Here is a 21,861-nt window from a genome sequence, read left to right on the forward strand (position 1 = left end):
CACCCCGGACACATACGCCTGGGCCCGCGGCTCCGACCGCGCGAACCGGCCACCGATCCGCTCATGCACCCGATCCAGCTGATCCATCACCACATCGACCACCACGAGGATGATCCACCACAACACCACTAACTGCCGTTGCCTTAGGCCATCCCGCCGTCGAAGGCCAGCGGTTCCGCTCCATGGACGCGCTGGCCGGGAGCGGCGCGGGTGTCCAGAATGCCCGCATGACAGCCTGGACCGACGAAGCCCGGCCGGCGGTCGAGCTGACCGTGGCCGTCCGGATCCGCATCGACCCGGGGCACGCGGCCGACCTCACCGCGCGGCTGCTGGAGTCCTTTGAGGACACTCTCGGCGTGCGGTTCGGCGAGCGCCCGGAGGCGCAGGTCGTGGACCTGGCGACGCGCCGCCCGGCCGTGCGGATCGAGGCGGGGTCGCGGCGGGTGCTGGTCCGGGGGACCGCGCTGGAGCTGACCCGGCTGGAGTTCGAGCTGCTGCTGTTCCTGGGCCGGCATCCGGACGTCGTGTTCGACCGGCGCACGCTGCTGACCGAGGTCTGGGGCTCGGTCCACTGCGGCGTGCGGACGGTGGACGTCCACGTCCGCAAGCTGCGCGGCAAGTTCGCACCGGAGCCGGCCCCGATCACGACGGTGCGCGGTGTCGGCTACCGGTTCGACAGCTCCGCCGAAGTAGTCGTGGTGTGAAGCACGGGCTCAGCTGAGCGCGATCCGCGCCCACACGGTCTTGCCCTGCTCGCGGACCCGCTGGCCCCACCGGGCGCTGACCGACTTGACCATCTGCAGGCCCAGCCCGCCGTCGGGCACCGCGGGCCGGGTGCTCTCGTCGGAGACCTCGAGCACGGCGTACCCCTCGAGGACGGTGAGCCCGACCCGGCGGCGGCCGGTGCCGTGGAGCAGCGCGTTGGAGGCGAGCTCGTCCAGCACGATCAGGACGTCGCCGACGCGTTCCGGATCGGGTTCGGGCTGCTGGCCCTCCAGCACGGCCCGCGTCCACTGGTGCACCTGGGCCAGGTCGTCCCGATCGACCAGTCCCATGTCGCAGCGCACGGCCGCCTGGGCGGTGAGCGGGCTCTCGTGCCTGTCGTCGGAAGTCACCCGGGGTCCCCCTCGTGTTTCGGCAACGCCGGGAGGTACCCAACCCACGCTGCGTTCAAGCATGTGTCCGCCTGGTGGACACCGAATCAGAAATACACCCGGAAAGAGGGTGGAAACGGCCGCAAGGGCACGGTACTTTCCGTCCACATCGTGAGACGGTGGATCGATCACGGGTGAACGACCCTAAGGTCCGTGATCGTCACTCGAACGGCTGAATGTGAAGGTGCTGTGGCCAACCCTCCGCCGACACCCACCACCGGTGTCACGCCCGTCGCGGCGCGCTCGCTGCCGTCCGCCGTGTGGCGCGCCGTCCGCTCCGGGTGGTGGACGTCCACCTGCGCGGTCCTGATCGTGCTCATCGTGGCGCTCGCCGCGGCGGCCGGCCTGTTCGTGCTGGCCGAAGGGCAGAGCCTGAACCCGGACATCACCACGCTGGGCCCGACCGGGCTGCCCGCGGGGTCGCTCGGCGGTGTCAGCGGCGCGCACTGGTTCGGCGTCGAGCCGCTGACCGGCGTCGACCTCTTCGCGCTTGCCGCCCACGGCGCCCGGACGTCCCTGCTCGTCGGGCTCGGCGCCACCGTGCTGGCCACCGCGCTCGGTGTCGTGATCGGCGTCAGCGCCGGTTACCTCGGCGGCTGGTGGGACCGGCTGGTCACCTGGACCGCCGACGTCATCCTCGGCTTCCCGTACCTGATCTTCATGATCGCGCTCGGCGCGGTGCTGCCGGTCGACTTCCCGCGGCAGTTCACGCTGGTCGTCGTGCTCGGGCTGTTCGGCTGGCCGCGCGTCGCGCGGATCGTCCGGTCGCAGGCCCTCACGCTGGGCAAACGCGACTTCGTCGCCGCGGCGCGGGTGATGGGCGGCGGCCCGTGGCACGTGTTCACCAAGGAGCTGCTGCCCAACCTCTGGGCGCCGATCATCGTCGTGGCCAGCCTGTCCATCCCGTCGATGATCGGCAGTGAGGCCGCGCTCTCGTTCCTCGGCGTCGGCGTGCTGCCGCCGACCCCGAGCTGGGGCCGCACGATCAGCACGGCCATCGACTTCTTCGAGACGGACCCGATGTACCTCGTCTTCCCCGGCCTGCTGCTGTTCCTCATCACGCTGGCGTTCAACGTCGTCGGCGACGCCATCCGCGACGCGCTCGACCCGCGGTCCGGGGGCGCGGCCTGATGCGCACCGCCCGCTTCGTCGCGACCCGGTTCGCCGGGATGCTGCTGGTCCTGCTCGTCGTCGCCTTCGTGACGTTCGTGGTGTTCTACGTCCTGCCCGCCGACCCGGCGCGGATGGCCTGCGGCCGACCGTGCTCGCCGGAGAGCCTCACGATGGCGCGGGAGTTCATGGGCTACAACAGCCCCTGGTACCAGCAGTTCTTCGACTTCCTCGGCGGCATCTTCGGCGGCCGCACGTTCGGCACCGGCGTCTCCGCGATCCACTGCACCGCGCCGTGTTTCGGGTACGACTTCCAGAACAACGTCGACGTCCTCAGCGAGATCGGCAGCCGGGTCGGGGTCAGCTTCTCGGTGGCGCTGGGCGCGGCCGTGATCTGGATCGTCCTCGGTGTCGGGCTCGGCGTGCTCTCGGCGCTGCGCCGCGGCTCCGCCGTCGACCGGATCACCATGGCCGCCGCGATGGCCGGGGTGTCCATGCCCGCCTACCTGGCCGGGATGATCGGCATCACGATCTTCGCGTTCGCCCTCGACGTCGTGCCGAAGAACGGGTACGTGCCGCTGACCGAGGACCCCGCGCAGTGGGCGTGGCACCTGGTGCTGCCGTGGCTGGTGCTGGCGTTCCTGCACGCCGCGATCTACGCCCGGCTGACCCGCGGGCAGATGCTCGAGACGCTCGGCGAGGACTACATCCGCACCGCGCGGGCGAAGGGCCTCACCGAGCGCAAGGTGGTGGGGCGGCACGCGCTGCGCAACGTCCTGCTGCCGGTGGTGACGGTGTTCGGCGTCGACCTCGGCGCGCTGCTGGCCGGCACCGTGATCACCGAGCGGATCTTCGGCATGGCCGGGGTCGGGCGGCTGCTGGTCGACGCGATCGCGTCGCTCAACCTCCCGGTGCTGCTGGGCGTGACGCTGTTTTCCGCGCTGCTGGTCACCTTCCTGAACTTCCTGGTCGATCTCTGCTACGGCGCGCTCGATCCGCGAGCCCGCCTCGTCTGAAGGGGAAACGATGAAACGGGGACACTGGCTGAAGTTGGCTGCGGGGGTGACGGCCGCCGTCACCTTGCTGACCGCGTGCGGCGCCAACGACACGCCCGCCGCCCAAGGCGGTTCGGTCAAGCCGGGCGGGGACCTGGTCCTGCTCAACGACGCGCCGTCGATCACCTGGGACCCGGCGAAGAGCTCCAACCTCGTCGTGACCACGCTCGGGCTGATCCACCGGCGGCTGACGTCGTGGGACGTCGCGCCGGGCAAGGACACCACCGTCGTGCCGGACCTGGCCACCGACACCGGGCGCCCGAGCGACGGCGGCAAGACGTGGACGTTCACCCTCAAGGACGGCCTGAAGTACAGCGACGGCACGCCGATCAAGTCCGAGGACGTCAAGTGGGGCCTGGAGCGCTCGTTCGCCCCCGCGTTCTCCGGCGGCCTGTCCTACCACAAGGACCTGCTCTCGCCGGGCCTGGCGTACAAGGGCCCGTTCGACGGCGGCAAGGAGCTCGACTCCATCCAGACGCCGGACGCGAAGACGATCGTCTTCCACCTGGCGCGCCCGTACGGCGACTGGAACTGGGTCGCCAGCACCCCGGCGTTCTCGCCGGTGCCGAAGGGCAAGGGCGCCGAGGCGAACTACGGTGACCACTCGATCGCGTCCGGCCCGTACCAGATCCAGACCTACGAGCGCGGCAAGTCCGCGAAGCTGGTCCGGAACCCGAACTGGGACCGCGCGAGCGACCCGACGCGCCAGGCCTACGCCGACACCGTCGAGTTCGAGCTCGGCCAGGACACCAGCGTCATCTCCAAGCGCCTGATCGACGACACGGGCAAGGACCGCAACGCCTTCGGCATGTCCTTCGCCTCGCCGGCCCAGCTGGCGCAGATCCAGGGCAGCGCGTCGGCGAAGTCGCGGCTCGTGACGTCGGAATCCGGCGCGCTGGCCTACCTTTCGCTCAACACGCAGCGCGGCAACCTGACGAACCCGAAGGTGCGCCAGGCGTTCCAGTACGCCGTCGACAAGGCCGCCTACCAGGTGGCCAGCGCGGGCAGCGCGCAGCTCGCCGGCGACGTCGCCACGACGCTGATCACGCCGGGCCTGCAGGGCCGCGAGCAGTACGACCTCTACCCGGCGCCGCCGTCCGGTGACCCGGCGAAGGCCAAGCAGCTGCTCGCCGAGGCGGGTTTCCCGAACGGGATCGACGGCCTGGTCCTGGCCACCCACAACGAAAACGGCTACCCGGAGAAGGCCGCGGCGATCCAGGCTTCGCTGGCGCGGGCGAACATCAAGGTGACGATCAAGCCGCTCGACGAGGACACCTACACGTCCGAAGTGGACACCAAGGGCCTGTCGGACTACGACCTGACGCTCACCTCGTGGCAGCCGGACATCCCGTCGGCCAACGCGAACATCCAGCCGCTGTTCCAGTCGACCGAGATCGGCAACGGCGGGTACAACGAGTCCCGCTACAGCAACCCGGACGTCGACAAGCTCATCGCCGAGGCGCAGGCCACGGTCGACCCGGCCGAGGCCGGCAAGAAGTGGGCGGCGCTGGACAAGAAGATCCTCGCCGACTCGCCGGTGGTCCCGCTGATCTACACGCGCAACTCGTTCCTGCACGGCTCGAACGTCGGTGACGTCCAGATCGGCAAGTTCCCGGCCTACGTCGACTACCGCAAGTTCGGGATCGTCCAGTGACCGGAGCCGGACTTCTCGGCCTCCACGACGTGGTGGTCTCCTTCGGGGACGTCGAAGCCGTCCGCGGGGTCGGCTACGAGGTCCGCCCGGGTGAGGTCGTCGCGGTGGTCGGGGAGTCCGGCTCGGGCAAGACGGTGACCGCGATGTCCCTGCTCGGCCTGCTCCCGTCCACGGCGAAGGTGTCCGGGCGCGCGGAGCTGGCCGGGCGGGACCTGTTCACCCTGACCCCGGCCGAGCTGCGGGCCGTGCGCGGCAACGACGTCGGCATGGTGTTCCAGGAGCCGATGAGCGCGCTCAACCCGGTGTTCACCATCGGCGACCAGCTCGTCGAGGCGATCCGCACGCACCAGGAGCTGACGCCCGCGGCGGCCCGGGAACGCGCGATCGAGCTGTTCGGCCTGGTCGGGCTGCCCGCACCGCGTGAGCGGTTCCGGTCCTACCCGCACGAGCTGTCCGGCGGGCAGCTGCAGCGTGTCGTGATCGCCATGGCGGTGGCCAACGACCCGAAGCTGCTGATCGCCGACGAGCCGACCACGGCCCTGGACGTCACCGTGCAGGCCGAGATTCTCGAGCTGCTGCGGGACCTGCGGTCCCGGCTCGGCACGGCGATCCTGCTGATCACGCACGACATGGGCGTGGTCGCCGACCTCGCCGACCGGGTCGTGGTTATGCACGACGGCGTCGTCGTCGAACAGGGTGACGTCCGGACGGTCTTCGGTGCGCCTACGGAGGCTTACACGCGGCAGCTGCTCGGCTCGGTCGTCTCGCTCAGCACCGCGGCCACGACCGGGCTCCAGCGCGCGCTGGCCGCCGACGTCGAGGTCTCGCCGGGCCACGTCGCGGCCGCCGAGCACCCGGCCGTGGCGTCGGTGCCGGACGTCCCGGCCGAGAAGCCGTTGCTGCGCGTGGAAGATCTCGCCGTCACCTACCGCGGCCGGTTCCGGGCGATGGCCGTCCACGCCGCCGAAGGCGTGAGCCTGCACGTCGAGCCGGGGGAGGTCCTCGGCCTGGTCGGGGAGTCCGGTTCGGGGAAGAGCACGGTCGCCCGCGCCGTCACCGGCCTGCTCGCGCCGACGGCCGGGTCGGTCCACATCGGCGACGTGGACATCACGAAGGCTCGTGGCCGCGCCGCGAAGGCGTTGCGGCGGCGGATCGGCGTGGTGTTCCAGGACCCGCTGTCCTCGCTCAACCCGCGCACGACGGTGGGGGAGAGCGTCGCGACGCCGTTGCGGCTGCACAAGGCCGTCCCGTCGTCCCAAGTGGACGGACGGGTCGCCGAGCTGCTCTCGGCGGTCCAGCTCTCGCCGTCACTGCGGACGCGCTACCCGCACGAGCTGTCCGGCGGGCAGCGGCAGCGCGCCTGCATCGCGCGGGCCCTGGCTTTGCGCCCGGACCTGCTGGTCGCCGACGAGCCGACGAGCGCCCTCGACGTCACCATCCAGGCCCGGATCCTGGACCTGCTGCGCGATCTGCGGCACGAGTTCGGCTTCGCGTGCCTGTTCATCAGCCACGACCTCGCGGTGATCGAGCAGCTGGCCGACCGGGTCGCGGTGATGCACCGCGGCCACGTCGTCGAGCAGGGGCCGACCAAGGAGGTGCTGACGGCGCCGGCGCACGCGTACACGCGCCGGTTGCTGTCGGCGGCCCCGGTGGCCGACCCGGACGCGCAGCGGCTCCGGCGGGAAGCTTGGCGGCAGCTACGCTAGGTCCAGGTGCTCCCGCAGCGTCGTCCCTTCGTACTCCGTGCGGTAGACGCCGCGGTCCTGCAGCTCCGGGACCAGGCGGTCGACGATGTCGTCCAGGGCGGCCGGGACCAGGTGCGGGCTGATGTTGAAACCGTCGACCGCGCGGGTGTGGACGTAGCGCGCCCACTCGTCGGCGATCTGGCCCGGGGTGCCGACGAACCCGTGCTGGCGCGGCTGCACCTCCAGGACGAGCTGGTGGATGGACAGCTTCTTCGCCTCCGCGAGTTCGCGCCACTGCCGGATCCGGTCGAGCTTGCCGGTGCGGTCCGCGATCGAGATCGTGCCGCGGGACGGGTCCAGCTCGCCTTCGCTCGGCTCGACGTCGGGGAGCGGGCCGTGCGGGTCGTAGGCCGACAGGTCCTGGCCCCAGTACTGCTCCAGGAACGCGACCGCGCGCTGCGGGGAGATCTGGCGGCGCCGGATGTCCTCCGCGCGTTCGGCCGCGTCGGCCGGGGTGTCGCCCAGGACGACCGTCGCGCCGGGCAGGATCCGGACGGCGTCGGCCGGGCGGCCGTGGCGGACCAGCCGCGCACGCAGGTCGTCGGCGTACGCGACGGCCTTGTCGTAGGCGGTGTTGGCCGAGAAGACGACGTCCGCGTACCGCGCGGCCAGCTCCCGGCCGCCGGCGGAGTCCCCGGCCTGGAACAGCACCGGACGGCCCTGCGGGCTCGGCGGCACGGTCGGTGTCGCCCGCAGGCCGACGAGGTCGGTGTGCCGGGAGACCGGGCCGGTCTCCGACCACAGCGCAAGGGCCGCTTCGACGAACTGCTCCGCCCGCTCGTAGCGGCGTTCGTGGTCGAGCCAGCCGCCGCGGCGGAAGTTGGCACCGGTCCAGGCGTTGTCGGTGGTGACGATGTTCCAGCCCGCCCGGCCGCCGGACAGGAAGTCCAAAGTGGACAACCGGCGGGCCAGGTCGGCCGGGAAGTTGTACGTCGTGTTCTGCGTCGCCACCAGGCCGATCCGGCTCGTCGCGGCGGCGAGCGCGCTCAGCTGGGTGATCGCGTCCGGGCGGCCGGCGACGTCCAGCGCGTGCACCCGGCCGCGGTTCTCCCGCACCCGCAGGCCCTCACCGAGGAAGAAGGCGTCGAACAGCCCCCGCTCCAGGGTGCGCGCGACCGACACGTACGTCTCGATCGCGGTGTGGTCCGCGTTCGACGGGTCGTCCCACAGGAACTGCGGGCCGACGCCGGTGTAGAACACCCCGAGGTGCAGCCGGGCGCTCACGCGGCTCCCTCCGCGAACAGGCTCGCCGGGCGCGGCAGGCCGAGTGACGTGCGCAGGGTCGCCCCCGGCTCCGGCGGGACGAGCAGGTTTTCCTTGCGCAGGGCGGGAAGCACCTCTTCGATCAGCCGGGGAAGGTCCGTCGTGTGGAGCCGCACGCCGTCGACGCTCGTGGCCAGCCAGCCGAGCAGCTCGACCAGCCCGGGCGCGGATCCGGTGTAGCGCAGCCGATCGCGGTGCGGCAGGCGCACGCCGGTGTCGAGCAGGACCTCGACCTCGGCGAAGACGAGCGGCGCGCCGGATTCGCGGGCCCGCTGGGCGCGGCGCCGGACGTCCTCGAGACCCGTGCCGCCGACCAGCACGACGTCGGGGCGCGCCGCCTCCGCGAGGCCGTCGGGCGCGAGCACGACCGGCCGCCCCTGCGGCGGCCGCGGCGTGATCAGCGGGCCCTTGACCGCAAACGTGGCCCCGGTGAAGTCGACGTGGTGCACCCTGCCCGGGTCGAGGTAGCGCCCGGTCGCGACGTCCTTGATGACGGCGTCGTCGTCCCAGGAATCCCACAGCCGCCGCACGACTTCGACGACGTCGGCGACTTCGCGGTGCAGCGCGGCCGGGTCGAGCTTGCTCCCGCCGATCGTGGCGAGGGCTTCGGCGGAGCCGTCCGCGGCGACGATCCAGGCGGCGCGGCCGTGGGAAGCGTGGTCGAGACTGGCGAGCTGGGCGGCCAGGTGGAACGGCTCGGCCGTCGTGACGTTCGACGTCGCCGCGAGCCCGATCCGCTCGGTCAGGGTCGAGACGTAGGCGGCGCGGCCGGTGGCGTCGAGCCGGAAACCGCCGCCGGGCGGCAGCGGTGAGTCGTCGAAGGTGACGAACGAGAAACCGCTGGATTCAGCGGTGGTGACGGCATCGGCCAGCGCGTCGTGGCCGTCGAGTTCCACCGCGAGGTGCAGTCTGGTCATGAGCCCCCTTTCCGTTCTTTTCCACAGGTATCGGCTCCCGAACCCGGCCGCACGCGCGTTCAGGATGTGGACGGCCTGTCCGGCGCCCGGCACCACGCCGACAATGACCGGCATCCGGCTTTCTGGCGGGAAGGGGCGGCCATGCGCATCCTCCGGGCCTTCGCGAGGGCCTTCACCGGGTTCGGCTGGGTGCTGACACCCCCGGCCGGGCCCTACGACCTGGGCTCCGCCGTCCCGCTCCCACGCCCGGCGGCGAGCGCCGACGTGCCGAGCGTCCCGTTGAGCGCGCGGGAACGGGAGACCTTCTGGCGGATCGTGGGCGGCTGAGCGTCTCCGCCCTTTTATTGCGAACGGTGTACGCAGTGGGCTACCGTCAAAACTGCGAACGTCGTACGCAGATCACTGGGGGATCCATGGGCGAGTACCGCACGGGCACGGCCGTCTCCGCCGACGGCACGGTCATCGGCTACCGGAGCCTCGGCAGCGGGCCGGCGGTGCTGCTGGTGCACGGCGGCATGAAGGCGGCCCAGCACCTGATGGACCTCGCGCGGGTGCTGTCCGACGGCTTCACCGTGCACGTCCCGGACCGGCGCGGACGCGGCCTCAGCGGCGCGCACGGCGCGGACTTCGGCGTCCGGCGCGAGGTCGAAGACCTGCAGGCCCTGGCCGCGGCGACCGGGGCGACGCGGATCTTCGGCCTGAGCTCCGGCGCGCTCGTCACCCTGCGCACCGCGCTCGTAACGCCGTCGCTCGACCGGATCGCCCTGTACGAGCCGCCGCTGTCGGTCGACGGCTCGGCACCGATTGGCTGGGTTCCGCGCTACGAAAGGGAAATCGCCGCGGGCAAGCTCTCGGCCGCGCTGGTCACGTCGTTGAAGGGGCTCGGCACGGAACCGGTGTTCGGCCGGGTGCCGCGGTTCCTGCTCGTGCCCTTCCTGACCGTCGGCGCCCGCCTCCAGCGCGCCGCGGCGGAGGACGACGTGCCGATCCCGGAGCTGGTCCCGACGCTCGGCTACGACATGCGCGTCATCCGGGAGATGGCCGACACGGCACCGGACTACGCGGCGCTCAAGGCCGAAGTCCTGCTCCTCGACGGCGCGAAGAGCCCGGCGTACCTCCACCAGGCCGTGGACGCGCTTTCCGCGGTGCTGCTCCGATCCCGCCGCGTCACCTTCCCGGGTCTGGGCCACGAGGGTCCGGAGGACGAAGGAGACCCGAAGTCGGTCGGCGCGGCGCTGCGCGACTTCTTCGCGGACCCGGCCTGAGCCGGCCGCTCGCGACGACGGCGCGGTTCGACGCGGGTTCACGGGGTATCCGGGGATTCCTTGAACCTATCTGGAGGTCCGATGCGCCTGCCCGCCACGCGGGGTCCCGTCAGCGAGGAGGTCGTCCGCCTCCTGCGCGGCGCGTCCCCGGCCGAGGGCCTGGACCTCGGGCCCGCACAGCCGGCCGTGCACGACGAGGACCTGCAGCTGTCCCTGTGGATCTGCTACGAGCTCGGCTACCGCGGTTTCGACGACGTCGACCCGGACCAGGACGGCGGGCTCGCGTTCTACGCCCTCCGGAAAGACCTCGAAAAACGGTGGCTGACCGGGCTCACCGACCTCGTCGCGCCGGTCGAGGCCGACCCGGCCGACGTGCCGCGGGCACTGGCCCGGCTGGCCGCCGCCGACGACGGCCCGTCGCTGGCGAAGTTCCTGCAGCGCAAGGCATCCGCCGCGCAGTTCGGGGAGTTCGTCGCGCACCGGTCGGTGTACCACCTCAAGGAGGCCGACCCGCACAGCTGGGCCATCCCGCGCCTGAGCGGGCGGGCGAAGGCCGCGCTGGTCGAGATCCAGGCCGACGAATACGGCGGCGGGCGCGTCGAAGAGATGCATTCGGAGCTGTTCCGGACGACCATGCGGTCACTAGGATTGGACGACGGCTACGGCCACTTCGTCGACGACGTGCCGGCCGTCACGTTGGCGGTGAGCAACCTGATGTCCCTGTTCGGGATGAACCGGCGCTGGCTCGGTGCCGCGCTCGGGCACCTCGCGGCGTTCGAAATGACGTCCTCGCTGCCGAACCGCCGCTACGGCAACGGGTTGCGGCGCCTCGGCGGCGACCCCGCGGCGACCCGGTTCTTCGACGTGCACGTCGAGGCCGACGCCGTGCACGAGCAGATCGCGGCCCACGACCTCTGCGGCAGCTACGCCGCCGAGCACCCGGAGGCCGCCGGGGACATCCTGTTCGGCGCCGCCTGCGGGCTGGCGGTGGACGCCGAGTTCGCGGCCCATCTGCTCGGCAGCTGGGAAGCCGGCCTGCCGAGCCTGCGCACCCGCGCGCTCTCCGGTGCGGCGTGACACCCTCACCGCTCGCGGCCGGGCACCTTGTGCGTGCCGTCACAGAACGGCTTCACGGCCGACCGGCCGCACCGGCACAAGGCGACGACGGTGCCGCGGGGCCGCAGGACTTCGCCGTCCTGGGACCGGACTTCGACGTCGCCGCGGACCAGCAGCGGGCCGTCTTCGTAGGGCGTGATGGTCGCCGGGGCGGGCTCGTGTTCCATCGGCGGCGGGTACCCCGGCGCGCCGGGGGCCAACCGGCGGGCGCCCGGTGACCGCCGGCGGCCCGGGCACCACGGTCGGCGTCGAGGAGGAGTTCCTGCTCATCGACGCCGGGTCACGGCGTCCCGTGCCGAAGGCGGCCGCGGTGCTCGCCCGGCTGGACACCAGCGGCGCCGCCGGGATCAAGCCGGAGCTGTACGAGTCCCAGGTCGAAGCGGTCACGCCGGTGCTGACGAGCCTGGCCGACGTGGCCCGGTCGCTGGTCGGGAACCGCGCTTCGCTCGCGCGGGCCGCGGCGGCGGAAGGGGTCGCCGCGGTCGGCGTCGGCACCCCGGTCCTGGCCGGGCCGCTGCCCGAGCTGTCCGGCGGCGACCGGTACCGGCTCGTCGCCCGGACCTACCAGGGCACGTTCGCCGACTACGAGGCCTGCGGCTGTCACGTCCACGTCGGCGTGCCCGGCGGTGACCTGGCCGTCGCGGTGGTCGACCACCTCCGCCCGTGGCTGCCGACGTTGCTGGCGCTGTCGGCGAACTCCCCGATCCACCACGGCCGCGACACCGGGTACGCGAGCTGGCGGACGATCGACCAGGCCCGCTTCCCCGGCGGCGGGATACCGCCGCGCTTCGGCGATTTCGCCGGCTACGAGCGGTGCCTGGGCCGGCTCGTCGACTGCGGGGTCCTGATCGACGAGCGGATGACATTCTGGGCGGCCCGGCCGTCACCGCGGTACGCGACGGTCGAGGTGCGGGTCGCCGACGTCGCGGCGTCCCCGGACGGGGCGCTGCTGCAGGCCGCTCTCGTCCGCGGCCTGGTCCGCGCCGCGCTGGCCGACCTCTCCCGCGGCCGGGAGGCGCCGGAGGTCGACGGCCAGCTCGCCGCCGGCGCCCTGTGGTCGGCCGCCCGCTACGGCGTCCACGGCCACGGGATCGACCTGATCGGCGGCCGCCGGGTGCCCGCCCGGACCCTGCTCGCGGCCCTGCTGCACCGGGTCCGCCCGGCGCTGGAGGACACCGGGGACGTCCTGGTGGTCGACGCGCTGCTGCCCTCGGTGCTGGCCGGCGGCGCCACCCGGCAGCGCGTGACCGCCGCCGGCGGCCTCACCGACGTCGTCGACGAGCTGGCCGGGCTGCTGACGGAACCGGTGACGGGCCCGCTGAACGGGGAGTGGCGCACGGAGCGGGCACCGGTTCCGTCGTGAAAGCCGGGAGAAAGTTCCTTCGCCCCTCGATCCGGGGACCTGCGACCCTGGGCGGCGCCGGGTCCCGGCGAGCACGATGAAACAGCGCCAGAACGTCCGGTCCCCGCCTCGCGAAGATCAAGCCCTCGAAGGCGGCCGGCAGGTCAGGAGCTCCCATCGTGAAACCCAACGTCTTCGACTTCCCCCACCCCCGCCGTCCGCTCCCGGAGTCCGCACCGTCGTCGCTCCCGATCGCCGGGCAGCGCGTCGTCCACGCGGTCTTCGGTGCCGCCGATGGCCGTGAGCCTCCGGTCCTGCGCTACCACGACCTGGCGATCACGGTGGAACGGTCCGGGTGGACGCTGGTCGTCGCCGTGGACGGCGACGTCGACCTCAGCACCGCGCCCATGCTCCGGCACGCTCTCGGCGAGGCACTGGGCCGGGCACCGCGGCGGATCGTCGTGGACCTGTCCCTCGTCCGCTTCCTGAACACCGCCGGGCTGGAGGTGCTGCTCGACGCGCACCGCCGCGCCGGCCAGGACACCGACCTGCGGCTGGTGGCCACGACCCGCGCGACGTGGCGTCCGCTGCAGCTCACCAGGACGCACGAACGGCTGGTCATCCACGCGTCGCTGGCGACGGCGATCGCGGCGCTGAGACGGCCGGGCCCCGGCGCCCGGTGATCGGGCGATGCCGAACGGGGTCCGCCCCGGTGACCAACGGCCCTCGTGCGCCGGTGCGCGCCGGGTGATGCTGGGGAGAAGTCTTCGACGGGAGTGGCCATGCGGTTCCGTGATCGCCGGGAAGCCGGCGAGCGCCTGGCGCTGCTGCTGCGCCCGCTGCGCGGGCACGAGGCCGTGGTCCTCGGCCTGTCCGAGGGTGGCCTGGTGGTCGGCGGTGAGATCGCCGACGTCCTCGGCGCGCCGCTGGACATCCTGCTGACCCGCCGGATCGAGTTCGCCGGACCGCCGGAGACGAGCCTGGGTGCGGTCGGGGAAGGCGGCCTGCTCGTCTCGGACCACGCGGCCATCAAACGGTTCGACGTCACACCGGACGAGCTGACCCGGCTCGCCGGCCACGCGCGGGCCGAGCTGGCCCGGCAGGTCGCCGTCTACCGGCACACCGTGGCGGCGGCCCCGATCGCCGGCCGCACGGTCGTGCTCGCCGACGACGGCGCCGCCACCGGCACGACCGCGCACACGGCGATCCGCGTCCTGCGCGCCCGCCAGGCCGGCCGGATCGTGCTCGCGGTGCCGGTCGCCCCGAGAGGGGTGCTCGACCGGCTCTCCCGCGAGGTCGACCAGGTCGTCTGCCTCCGGCCGCTGTCCTGGATGCACGCGGTCGGCAACAGCTACCGGAAGTTCTCCGCGGTGGCCGAGACCGACGCGCTCGAGCTGCTGCACCGCGACCCCCGCCTGCCGACCGAGGTCCCGCGCTGACCGTCGGGTCAGCCCGGCAGGCGCACGGCGATCTCGTCGCCCAGCGCGGCACCGCCGGTGAGCTCGAGGTGGTCGCCGCTCCAGAACCGGCCGGGGTCGTACCAGTTGGGGCGGCGGCCCTTCGGCAGCAGGCCCATGGCCTCGTAGGTGAGCGCGACGATCTCCGCGCAGTAACCCGACTCGAGGTCGGCGTCCTGGGTGTCCCGCTTCCGGGACGGCAGCCGCCCGCCCAGCCAGCGGGAGGCGAGGCGCGCGGTCGACGGGAACGGCGTGCCGTCCAGCCGCGCGACGGTGCGCAGGACCGCGTCCTCCATCTCCGCGGTGACCGGGTGGTCGAGCTGGCGCAGCCAGACGCGCTGGTGGTACTTCTCGGCCCACACCTGCACCGCGCGGCTCAGGTCGTGCAGCTGGGCGCCCCGCTGGTGCGTGCCCGACCAGACGTCCGGCAGCGAGCGGCCCAGCTCGGCGTGCCACATCAGCGGCGGGAGGTCTTCGATCACCACGGCCATGCCGACGTGGTTGACCGGGCTGTTGGTCACGACCCGGATGGTGCGGTCGGCCGCGGACCGGCCCCGGAACAGCCACAGGTCGCCGGTGCGCGTCACGGCCACCGCTTCGTCGAGATCGAGCTCGCTGGCCGGCACGGGCAGTAGCCTAGGCCGATGCGCTGGTGGAAGACAGTAGGGCTGGCCGGGCTCGTCGGGGTCGCCGCGACCGGGGTGGTCGTCGTGCGGCAGGAGCGCCGGCGGCGCGCCTACACCCCGGACGAGATCCGCGAGAAACTGCACGCGCGCCTCGACGCCACTCCGCCGGAGTCCGGAGAGGACCAAGCAGGCTGACCGGCGGAGTCGCCGTTCCGTTATGCATGAAGTTCACCCGATCCGGGTATGTCCCGGGTGTCCGCGGTTCAGCCGAGTAGCCGTTGTCCCATTCGCCGGTGTTGCCGCACCGGTTCTGCGGTGGCGGCCCGGCTCGCGGTGTCGCCTGCCGCCACGGAGGTGACAGCAAGATCATGCGCGATCCCTTGGCCCGCTACCACCAGGGCACTACGACACTCACGGTGACCACCACCCACGACTCGACGGTCGTGGCCGCGACCGGCGACCTCGACGTCGTCGTCGCCGACCGCCTGCTCGCCCGGCTGTCCGACGAGCTCGCACTGCGGCCGCAGGCGCTGGTCGTCGACCTGACCCGGGTGGGGTTCTGCTCGGCCCGGACCCTGCGCGTGCTGCTCACGACCTCGGCCGACGCCCACGCCGCGGGCATCCCGTGCGTGATCGTCAGCGACCAGCGCGCGGTCCGGCGCCCGATCGCCGTACTGGGGCTCGACCACCTCCTGCAGGTGCAGGAGAACCTCGCGGCCGCGCGGGAGTGGCTGGCGGTCCTCGGCACCGTCAGCGCCACCGGGTAGCCGCGCGGCGGGGTGGTGATCGATCGGCGACAGGCCCCTTTCCAGGCCTATCCTGGCTGATCGATTGTCACTCGAAAGGGTCCCCGCCATGCAGCAGCCCGAGAGTCACGCAGCCGATCAAGCGACGTCAGACGGGGTGAACCGGCGAAGCCTGCTCGCCGGGGTCGGCGGCCTCCTCGCCGCCGGCGGGGTCGCCTCGAGCGGCCTGCTCGCGGCACCCGCCGCCGCCGCGGAGCCCGCCGACGTCACCGCCCGGCCCGAGCGTGACGGCCGCGTCGAGGCGCTGCTCAAGAAGATGACGCCGGCGGAGAAGCTCGGGCAGCTCCAGCTGCTCGGCAACGAGGCCGACGCGCGCACGGCGCTGGCGACCGGGCAGCTCGGCGGCGTCTTCTCGGTGGTCGGCGCGGCCAAGCTGAACGCGCTGCAGCACATCGCCGTCGAGCGGACCCGGCTGCGCATCCCGCTGATCTTCGGCCTGGACGTCATCCACGGCTACACCACCAACTTCCCGATCCCGCTGGCGCAGGGCTCGAGCTTCGACCCCGCCGTGGCCGGCGCGGACGCGTCGGTGTCGGCGAAGGAGGCCCGGCGCAGCGGCATCCACTGGACGTACGCGCCGATGATGGACGTCACCCACGAGCCGCGCTGGGGGCGCATCGCCGAGGGGTACGGCGAAGATCCTTACCTGGCCACGAAACTCGCCGTCTCGAAGGTCCGCGGTTACCAGGGTGACGACTACTCGTCGCCGGACCGCCTCGCCGCCTGCGCCAAGCACTTCGTCGCCTACGGCGGCGCCGAGGGCGGGCGCGACTACAACACCGTCGACGTCTCGCTGCAGCGGCTGCACAACTTCTACCTGCCCCCGTTCAAGGCGTCCGTCGAGGCCGGCGTGGCGACGGTGATGGCCAGCTTCAACACCATCAGCGGCGTGCCCGCCCACGGCAACGGCTACGTCCTGCACGACGTCCTCAAGGGCGCCTACGGCTTCCGCGGGTTCGTCGTCAGCGACTACACCGGCGTCCAGGAGCTGATCCTGCACGGCCTCGCCGGCGACGGCGCCGACGCCGCGGCGGCCGCGCTCCCGGCCGGGGTCGACATGGAGATGGTCAGCACCAACTACGTGCAGTACGGCCAGCAGCTGCTGGCGCAACGGCGGATCACGAACGACCAGATCGACGACGCCGTCCGCCGGATCCTGCTCGTCAAGTTCAAGCTCGGCCTATTCGACCACCCGTACGTCGACGAGGCCGGCGAGGTGAAGGCACCGTCCCCGGCCGCGCTCGCGCAGGCGCGGCAGGCCGCCGGGCGGTCCATGGTGCTGCTGAAGAACGACGGGCCGGTGCTGCCGCTGGCGAAGACCGTCCGCTCGGTCGCCGTCGTCGGCCCGCTCGGCACGGCGACCTACGACCTCAACGGCACCTGGTCGGGCCTCGGCACCGGCGCGGCCACGACCCCGCCGGTCACCGTGGTCGACGGGATCAAGGCCGCGGCACCGGGGGCCACGGTGACCTACAGCGCGGGCTGCACCGTCGACGGCGCCGACACGAGCGGGTTCGCCGCGGCGCAGCAGGCAGCCCGCGCGGCGGACGTGACGGTCGTCGTGGTCGGCGAAACCGCCGCGATGAGCGGGGAAGCGGCGGCGCGCAGCAACATCGACCTCCCCGGCGTCCAGCAGCAGCTGGTGGCCGCGATCAAGGAGACCGGGAAGCCGTTCGTGGTGGTCCTGGTCAACGGCCGGCCGCTGACGATCCCGTACCTGCACGACAACGCCCCCGCGATCCTCGAGGCGTGGGCGCCGGGTGTGCAGGGCGGGAACGCGATCGCGGACGTCCTGTTCGGCACGGTCAACCCGGGCGGCAAGCTGCCGGTCAGCTTCCCGCGCGCGGTCGGCCAGATCCCGATCTACTACAACCACGAGAACACCGGGCGCCCGGCCGACCCGGCCAACAAGTACACGTCCAAGTACCTCGACCTGGAGTCCGGCCCGCTCTTCGAGTTCGGCTTCGGCCTGTCGTACACGACCTTCCGCATCGACGGCCTGCGGCTTTCGGACACGCGGATGCCGTCGCGCGGCGGCCGGATCCAGGTGAGTGCCAAGGTGACCAACACCGGCGGCCGCGCGGGCGACGAGGTCGTCCAGCTGTACCTGCGCGACCCGGTCGCCACGATCGTGCAGCCCGTCCGGCGGCTGCGTGGTTTCCAGCGGGTGACGCTGGCGGCGGGCGCGTCGACCACGGTCACGTTCACCCTGACCCCCGACGACGTCGGCTTCTACGACAACGCCGCGAAGTTCCGGGTCGAGCCGGGCAAGATCGAGGTCTACGTCGGCAACAGCTCGGCCGCGACCCTGACCTCGAGCTTCACCGTGACGTGAGCCTCCCTTGACAGGGCCGCGGTCGTCTCGCAGGATGCGAACAAGTGTTCGATGATTGTCCTGGGTTCGCCCGCCGGCTCCTGCGGGTGTCTCCGGTACGAGTTCGTGGTGCTGGAGGTGAGCGGCGGTGGCGATACCGGAGGCGCTCACGTCCATCCCGGGGGTGCAGACGGCTTCGCAGCTGCGCGAGGACGTCACTCATCCGGGTGAGTCACTCCCGGTAGCCCCGGCGCTCGCCGGCCTGTTCCCGGCCGACGGGCTCCGGCGCGGCACCACGGTGTCGGTCACGGGGTCGACGTCCCTGGTGCTGGCGCTGCTCGCGGAGGCGACGAAGGCGGGCTCGTGGGCGGCGGTCACCGGCCTGCCGGACCTGGGCCTGGAGGCGGCCGCCGAACTCGGCGTCGACCTGGACCGCATCGCGCTGGTCCCGCGGCCCGGCGCCGAGGTGGTCGCGGTCCTCTCGGCCCTGGTCGACGGCTTCGACCTGGTGGTACTGGGCCCGGTGATCGCCCGCGGCGTCCGGCCGCAGGTAGCCCGCCGCCTGGCGGGGAGGGTCCGCAACCGCGGCGCGGTCCTGCTGACCGTCGGGTCCTGGCCGGGCGCGGAGCTGGAGGTCCGGGTCTCCGGCCGCCGCTGGCGCGGAGCCACTTCGGACGGGTACGGGCACCTGCAGGCCCGGGAGATCGTGGCGACCAGCCAGGGCCGCGGCGCGGCGGTCCGCCAGGCGGTGGTTGCGTTGCAGCTGCCGGGTCCTGGCGGTGCGGTTGTGGCGGGGGAGCCGCGGTCCGGGCGCCGGCTGGTCGAGGTGGCCGGGTGAGCTGGGTGTGGTGCCCGGTCGCTGGTGCCGCGGCGGCTCGGTCGCGGGTGGTCGTGGTCGGCTGGCAGCTGCTGAGGGTGGAAAGCCGTGAGGGGCACCTTCAGGGACTGGATGTCCCTGAAGGTGCCCCTCACGGCTTCAAGCCGGGGTGTCGGGTTGTCGAGGTGGCCAAGCGGCGTCGGGTGTCACCATGTCCGGCCGCCGGGGCGCGGGTGGTTGCGTGGCCGCTCGGCTTCGATGGGGCGGTCGTCGCCGGGTGAGTTCTGATGCTCCCCGGCTTCTGGTGCTGTGGTGCCCGGACTGGCCGGTCGTTGCCGCGGGCGCTGCGGCGGGGACGCCGCCCCTCGTCCCCGCCGCGGTGTTCTCGGCCAACCGGGTCGTGGCCTGTTCCGCGGCCGCGCGGCGGGACGGGGTCGGGCGGGGGATGCGGCGCCGCGACGCGCAGTCGCGGTGTCCGGATCTTGTTGTCCACCAGCACGATCCGGAGCGCGACGCGCGGCTCTTCGAACCGGTCGCCGCCGCGGTGGAACGGCAGGCCGTCGGCGTCGAGGTCGTGCGGCCCGGGATCGTCGCGGTGCCGGTCACCGGTGCGGCCGGGTACTTCGGCGGTGAGGAGGCGCTTTCCGAGCTGCTGCTCGACGAGGTGTCGGCGGGGGCGGGCGTGGAGTGCCAGGTCGGCATCGCCGACGGCCTCTTCGCCGCGACGCTCGCCGCCCGCCGCGCCGCCCTGGTCCCGGCCGGCGGGACGGCGGAGTTCCTCGCCCTGCTCTCGATCGCCGAGCTGGACCAGCCCGGCGACGACCGCGGCGAGCTCGTCGGCCTGCTCAAGCGGCTCGGGCTGCGGACCCTCGGCGCGTTCGCCGCGCTGGCCGAGCGCGACGTCGCGGGCCGCTTCCCGCGCGACGCGATCACCGCGCACCGGCTGGCGCGCGGTCTCTCGGAACGGCCGCCGCTGCGGCGGGCGCTGCCGCCGGAGCTGTCGATCACCGAGGAGTTCGAGCACCCGCTGGAGCGCGTCGACGAAGCCGCGTTCGTCGCGAAGACGTTGGGGGAGCGGTTCTTCGCGGGGCTCGCGCGGCACGGGCTGGCGTGCACCCGCCTGGCGATCGTCGCGGTGACGGAGGCGGGGGAGGAGCGGGTGCGCGTCTGGCGCTGCGCCGAGCCGCTGACCGCGCGCGCGACGGCCGACCGGGTGCGGTGGCAGTGCGAAGGCTGGCTGACCGCCCGCGACGCCGACCGCCCGAGCGCCGGGATCGTCCGGCTGCGGCTCGACCCGGAGGAGGTCGTCGGCGGGCAGGCGCTGCAGCTGCAGATCGGGTCGATGGGCCGGGACGCCGACGCCGCCGAACGCGCGGCCCGCGCGCTGGTCCGGATCCAGGGCCTGCTCGGCCCGGAGGCCGTCGTCACCCCGCTGCTCGACGGTGGCCGCGGCCCCGCCGAGCGGGTGCGGCTCATCCCGTGGGGCGACCCGCGGACGCCCGTCTCCCCGGACGCGCCCTGGCCGGGACGGCTGCCCGCGCCGTCCCCGGCCGTCCTCGCCGACCACCCGGCCCGGGTGCTGGACGAGCGTGGTGACGTCGTCGGCTGCACCGAGCGCGGCGAGCTCACCGCGCGGCCGGCGACCGTCGACGTCGAAGGACGGCCGTCGCGGCCGGTGCTGGCCTGGGCCGGGCCGTGGCTGCACCATGCGGCGTTGCCGTCGAAGGGGCGGCGCGTGGCGCGGCTGCAGGTGGTGCTCGCGGACGAGGACGAGCAGATCGCCCTGCTGCTGGCCGTCACCGTCGGCGATGCTCCACAGTGGACGGTCGAGGGCAGTTACGACTGAAACACCGCGTGGGCCACGGCCGTGCCCAGGTAGGCCGCACCCAGCCCGGCGACCATGCTGACGACGACGTTCGCGGCGGCGAAGAACTTCGCGCCGGTTTCGGCCAGGCGGAGCGTTTCGTAGGAGAACGTCGAGTACGTGCTGAGGGTCGCGCACAGCCCCGGGCCGATCAGGTGCTGCAGCGGCTGGGGGACGGTGGTCGCGGTGGCGGCGCCGGTCAGGAAGCCGAGCACGGTGCAGGCGACGAGGTTCACCGTGAAGGTGCCCCAGGGGAAGCCGGTGTCGTGGCGGCTCTGGACGGCGCGGTCGGTCAGGTAGCGCAGCGGCGCGCCGACCAGGGCACCGGCGATGACCATGAGCCAGTTCACGAGCGGCTCCCGAGACGCAGCGCGCGGCGGGTGAGCGCGGCGGTGACCCAGACCGCGGCGAGGGCGGCGGCCACGGTCGCGGCGAGGTAGAGCAGGGCGGTCCCGGCGTGGCCGCCGTCGAGCAGGTGCTGGGCGTCGACGGCGTAGGTGGAGAAGGTGGTGTAGCCGCCGAGGATGCCGGTGCCGAGGAACGGCCGCACCAGCGGATGGGCGGCAGGCACGGCGGCGATGACCGCCATCAGGACGCCCATGGCCGCGCAGCCGGTGACGTTGATCCAGAACGTGGTCCACGGGAACCCGCCGGCGACGGCAGGCCACAGCAGGGTGGCACCGTAGCGGGCACAGGCCCCGAGCACTCCACCAGCGGCGACCGCTCCGACGGTCTCGAGGAGACGGCGCCGCGACTCGTGCGGCGGCGGATCGGCGATGTCCGGGTCGACGGGTTCGGGATTTTCAGGGGGCACGGCAGGCGGACTCCTACCTGATCGGGCACGAGGACGGCCTCGTGCGGCTGGTTCAGGTAGGGACCGTTGGCGGCGCACAGCCGCGGTTCGGGTACGGCGGGCCCCACCGCCGCGCGGCCACCGGCGAAGGTGGCTGCAGGGCCAGGTTAACAGCGCGGTCAGGACGCTTGATCGCAGGTACCGGGCCTGGCTGATTGGTCGGGTTTCGGCCGGATCGGCTGCCGTCGACGGCCGTCCAATTGCTCTCGCAGGATGTCCGCGTGCCCGGCGTGCCGGTTGATCTCGGTCAGGAACGTCACCAGCACCTTGAACAGCGTCACCTCCGGGCTCGGCCACCAGGGCACGTGGCCGGGAGCGCCGCGCTCGGGCAGGGGCTCCGGGAGCGGCCGCCCGAAGACCTCGCCGAAATACCGGGACTCCCAGGTCGCCAGGTGCTTGATCAGGCCGAGCAGGTTGGTCCCGGTGGGCGTCAGCGGGCGGCGGACGTCGTATTCGCCGAGCCCGTCCAGCTTCGAGAGCATCGCCTCGCGGATCCAGCGCAG

Annotated in this window: 24 protein-coding genes; 16 read left to right on the forward strand and 8 right to left on the reverse strand. The window is 73.0% G+C overall.

Annotated features, from left to right (window positions below; genetic code table 11):
- Positions 1-227: 227 nt before the first annotated feature.
- The gene (locus ACIOD2_RS43335) at positions 228-704 is read left to right on the forward strand and encodes a winged helix-turn-helix domain-containing protein (protein ID WP_400551288.1); all 477 of its coding nucleotides are present in this window, start codon (positions 228-230) and stop codon (positions 702-704) included.
- A gap of 9 nt (positions 705-713) precedes the next feature.
- On the opposite strand, the gene ACIOD2_RS43340 is transcribed toward ACIOD2_RS43335, so the two are convergent.
- On the reverse strand, positions 714-1,115 hold the full coding sequence (locus ACIOD2_RS43340) for an ATP-binding protein (protein ID WP_400551290.1): 402 nt from the start codon (positions 1,113-1,115) through the stop codon (positions 714-716).
- Positions 1,116-1,343: 228 nt separating this feature from the next.
- Between ACIOD2_RS43340 and ACIOD2_RS43345 the strand changes: the two genes are divergently transcribed.
- The 4 genes from ACIOD2_RS43345 to ACIOD2_RS43360 are packed head-to-tail and all read left to right on the forward strand — an operon-like array spanning position 1,344 to position 6,679.
- Positions 1,344-2,285 (forward strand): ABC transporter permease, encoded by a 942-nt coding sequence (locus ACIOD2_RS43345; RefSeq protein WP_400551291.1) that lies wholly within the window; start codon positions 1,344-1,346, stop codon positions 2,283-2,285.
- Positions 2,285-3,280, forward strand: coding sequence for an ABC transporter permease (locus ACIOD2_RS43350; RefSeq protein WP_400551293.1), 996 nt, complete (start codon positions 2,285-2,287; stop codon positions 3,278-3,280). Before ACIOD2_RS43345 ends, ACIOD2_RS43350 begins: the two co-directional genes overlap by 1 nt.
- A gap of 10 nt (positions 3,281-3,290) precedes the next feature.
- On the forward strand, positions 3,291-4,973 hold the full coding sequence (locus ACIOD2_RS43355) for an ABC transporter substrate-binding protein (protein ID WP_400551295.1): 1,683 nt from the start codon (positions 3,291-3,293) through the stop codon (positions 4,971-4,973).
- Complete coding sequence (locus ACIOD2_RS43360) at positions 4,970-6,679, forward strand: ABC transporter ATP-binding protein (protein ID WP_400551297.1); 1,710 nt, start codon at positions 4,970-4,972, stop codon at positions 6,677-6,679. Before ACIOD2_RS43355 ends, ACIOD2_RS43360 begins: the two co-directional genes overlap by 4 nt.
- Here the strand turns inward: ACIOD2_RS43360 and ACIOD2_RS43365 are convergent.
- A complete protein-coding gene (locus tag ACIOD2_RS43365) occupies positions 6,671-7,942 on the reverse strand; it encodes an LLM class flavin-dependent oxidoreductase (protein WP_400551299.1) in 1,272 nt (423 codons plus the stop codon). The two genes, ACIOD2_RS43360 and ACIOD2_RS43365, sit on opposite strands and share 9 nt — an antisense overlap.
- Entirely contained in the window at positions 7,939-8,898 is a 960-nt protein-coding gene (locus tag ACIOD2_RS43370) for an LLM class flavin-dependent oxidoreductase (protein WP_400551300.1), read from the reverse strand. Before ACIOD2_RS43370 ends, ACIOD2_RS43365 begins: the two co-directional genes overlap by 4 nt.
- A gap of 141 nt (positions 8,899-9,039) precedes the next feature.
- Here ACIOD2_RS43370 and ACIOD2_RS43375 point away from each other — a divergent pair, with 141 nt between their 5' ends.
- The 3 genes from ACIOD2_RS43375 to ACIOD2_RS43385 all read left to right on the forward strand — a co-directional run bounded on the left by ACIOD2_RS43375 (position 9,040) and on the right by ACIOD2_RS43385 (position 11,240).
- On the forward strand, positions 9,040-9,225 hold the full coding sequence (locus ACIOD2_RS43375) for a hypothetical protein (RefSeq protein ID WP_400551302.1): 186 nt from the start codon (positions 9,040-9,042) through the stop codon (positions 9,223-9,225).
- A gap of 86 nt (positions 9,226-9,311) precedes the next feature.
- Complete coding sequence (locus ACIOD2_RS43380) at positions 9,312-10,163, forward strand: alpha/beta fold hydrolase (protein ID WP_400551304.1); 852 nt, start codon at positions 9,312-9,314, stop codon at positions 10,161-10,163.
- Between the two features lie 81 nt (positions 10,164-10,244).
- The gene (locus tag ACIOD2_RS43385; protein WP_400551306.1) at positions 10,245-11,240 is read left to right on the forward strand and encodes an iron-containing redox enzyme family protein; all 996 of its coding nucleotides are present in this window, start codon (positions 10,245-10,247) and stop codon (positions 11,238-11,240) included.
- A gap of 5 nt (positions 11,241-11,245) precedes the next feature.
- Here the strand turns inward: ACIOD2_RS43385 and ACIOD2_RS43390 are convergent, their stop codons facing one another.
- Positions 11,246-11,446 (reverse strand): CDGSH iron-sulfur domain-containing protein, encoded by a 201-nt coding sequence (locus ACIOD2_RS43390; protein ID WP_400551307.1) that lies wholly within the window; start codon positions 11,444-11,446, stop codon positions 11,246-11,248.
- A gap of 47 nt (positions 11,447-11,493) precedes the next feature.
- Between ACIOD2_RS43390 and ACIOD2_RS43395 the strand changes: the two genes are divergently transcribed.
- The 3 genes from ACIOD2_RS43395 (at position 11,494) to ACIOD2_RS43405 (ending at position 14,060) form a co-directional block, all read left to right on the forward strand.
- Complete coding sequence (locus tag ACIOD2_RS43395; protein WP_400551309.1) at positions 11,494-12,642, forward strand: glutamate--cysteine ligase; 1,149 nt, start codon at positions 11,494-11,496, stop codon at positions 12,640-12,642.
- Positions 12,643-12,800: 158 nt separating this feature from the next.
- Positions 12,801-13,304, forward strand: a complete 504-nt coding sequence (locus ACIOD2_RS43400; RefSeq protein WP_400551310.1) for an STAS domain-containing protein — start codon at positions 12,801-12,803, stop codon at positions 13,302-13,304.
- A gap of 99 nt (positions 13,305-13,403) precedes the next feature.
- Positions 13,404-14,060 carry a phosphoribosyltransferase gene (locus ACIOD2_RS43405; RefSeq protein WP_400551312.1) on the forward strand — a complete coding sequence of 219 codons (657 nt, stop codon included), beginning with the start codon at positions 13,404-13,406 and terminating at the stop codon, positions 14,058-14,060.
- An 8-nt stretch (positions 14,061-14,068) separates the two neighbouring features.
- Here the strand turns inward: ACIOD2_RS43405 and ACIOD2_RS43410 are convergent, their stop codons facing one another.
- Positions 14,069-14,704 (reverse strand): hypothetical protein, encoded by a 636-nt coding sequence (locus ACIOD2_RS43410; RefSeq protein WP_400551314.1) that lies wholly within the window; start codon positions 14,702-14,704, stop codon positions 14,069-14,071.
- An 18-nt stretch (positions 14,705-14,722) separates the two neighbouring features.
- Between ACIOD2_RS43410 and ACIOD2_RS43415 the strand changes: the two genes are divergently transcribed.
- From ACIOD2_RS43415 to ACIOD2_RS43435, 5 genes are all read left to right on the forward strand, one after another.
- Positions 14,723-14,899 (forward strand): hypothetical protein, encoded by a 177-nt coding sequence (locus ACIOD2_RS43415; protein ID WP_400551316.1) that lies wholly within the window; start codon positions 14,723-14,725, stop codon positions 14,897-14,899.
- A 173-nt stretch (positions 14,900-15,072) separates the two neighbouring features.
- Positions 15,073-15,471 (forward strand): STAS domain-containing protein, encoded by a 399-nt coding sequence (locus ACIOD2_RS43420; RefSeq protein WP_400551317.1) that lies wholly within the window; start codon positions 15,073-15,075, stop codon positions 15,469-15,471.
- 136 nt (positions 15,472-15,607) lie between these two features.
- Positions 15,608-17,845, forward strand: coding sequence for a glycoside hydrolase family 3 N-terminal domain-containing protein (locus tag ACIOD2_RS43425; RefSeq protein WP_400551318.1), 2,238 nt, complete (start codon positions 15,608-15,610; stop codon positions 17,843-17,845).
- 127 nt (positions 17,846-17,972) lie between these two features.
- The gene (locus ACIOD2_RS43430) at positions 17,973-18,662 is read left to right on the forward strand and encodes a hypothetical protein (protein ID WP_400551319.1); all 690 of its coding nucleotides are present in this window, start codon (positions 17,973-17,975) and stop codon (positions 18,660-18,662) included.
- Between the two features lie 190 nt (positions 18,663-18,852).
- Positions 18,853-20,487, forward strand: coding sequence for a DNA polymerase Y family protein (locus ACIOD2_RS43435; protein WP_400551320.1), 1,635 nt, complete (start codon positions 18,853-18,855; stop codon positions 20,485-20,487).
- Here ACIOD2_RS43435 and ACIOD2_RS43440 read toward each other — a convergent pair.
- The 3 genes from ACIOD2_RS43440 to ACIOD2_RS43450 form a co-directional block, all read right to left on the reverse strand.
- Positions 20,478-20,855 carry a fluoride efflux transporter FluC gene (locus ACIOD2_RS43440; RefSeq protein WP_400551322.1) on the reverse strand — a complete coding sequence of 126 codons (378 nt, stop codon included), beginning with the start codon at positions 20,853-20,855 and terminating at the stop codon, positions 20,478-20,480. The genes ACIOD2_RS43435 and ACIOD2_RS43440 overlap by 10 nt on opposite strands.
- Positions 20,852-21,319: a fluoride efflux transporter CrcB gene (gene crcB, locus ACIOD2_RS43445; RefSeq protein WP_400551324.1), complete on the reverse strand. Its 468-nt coding sequence runs from the start codon at positions 21,317-21,319 to the stop codon at positions 20,852-20,854. Before crcB ends, ACIOD2_RS43440 begins: the two co-directional genes overlap by 4 nt.
- Before the next feature lie 158 nt (positions 21,320-21,477).
- Positions 21,478-21,861 (reverse strand): DUF664 domain-containing protein, encoded by a 384-nt coding sequence (locus tag ACIOD2_RS43450; RefSeq protein WP_400551620.1) that lies wholly within the window; start codon positions 21,859-21,861, stop codon positions 21,478-21,480.

This window comes from Amycolatopsis sp. NPDC088138 (assembly GCF_044741685.1).
In the GTDB taxonomy this organism is placed as follows: Bacteria; Actinomycetota; Actinomycetes; order Mycobacteriales; family Pseudonocardiaceae; genus Amycolatopsis.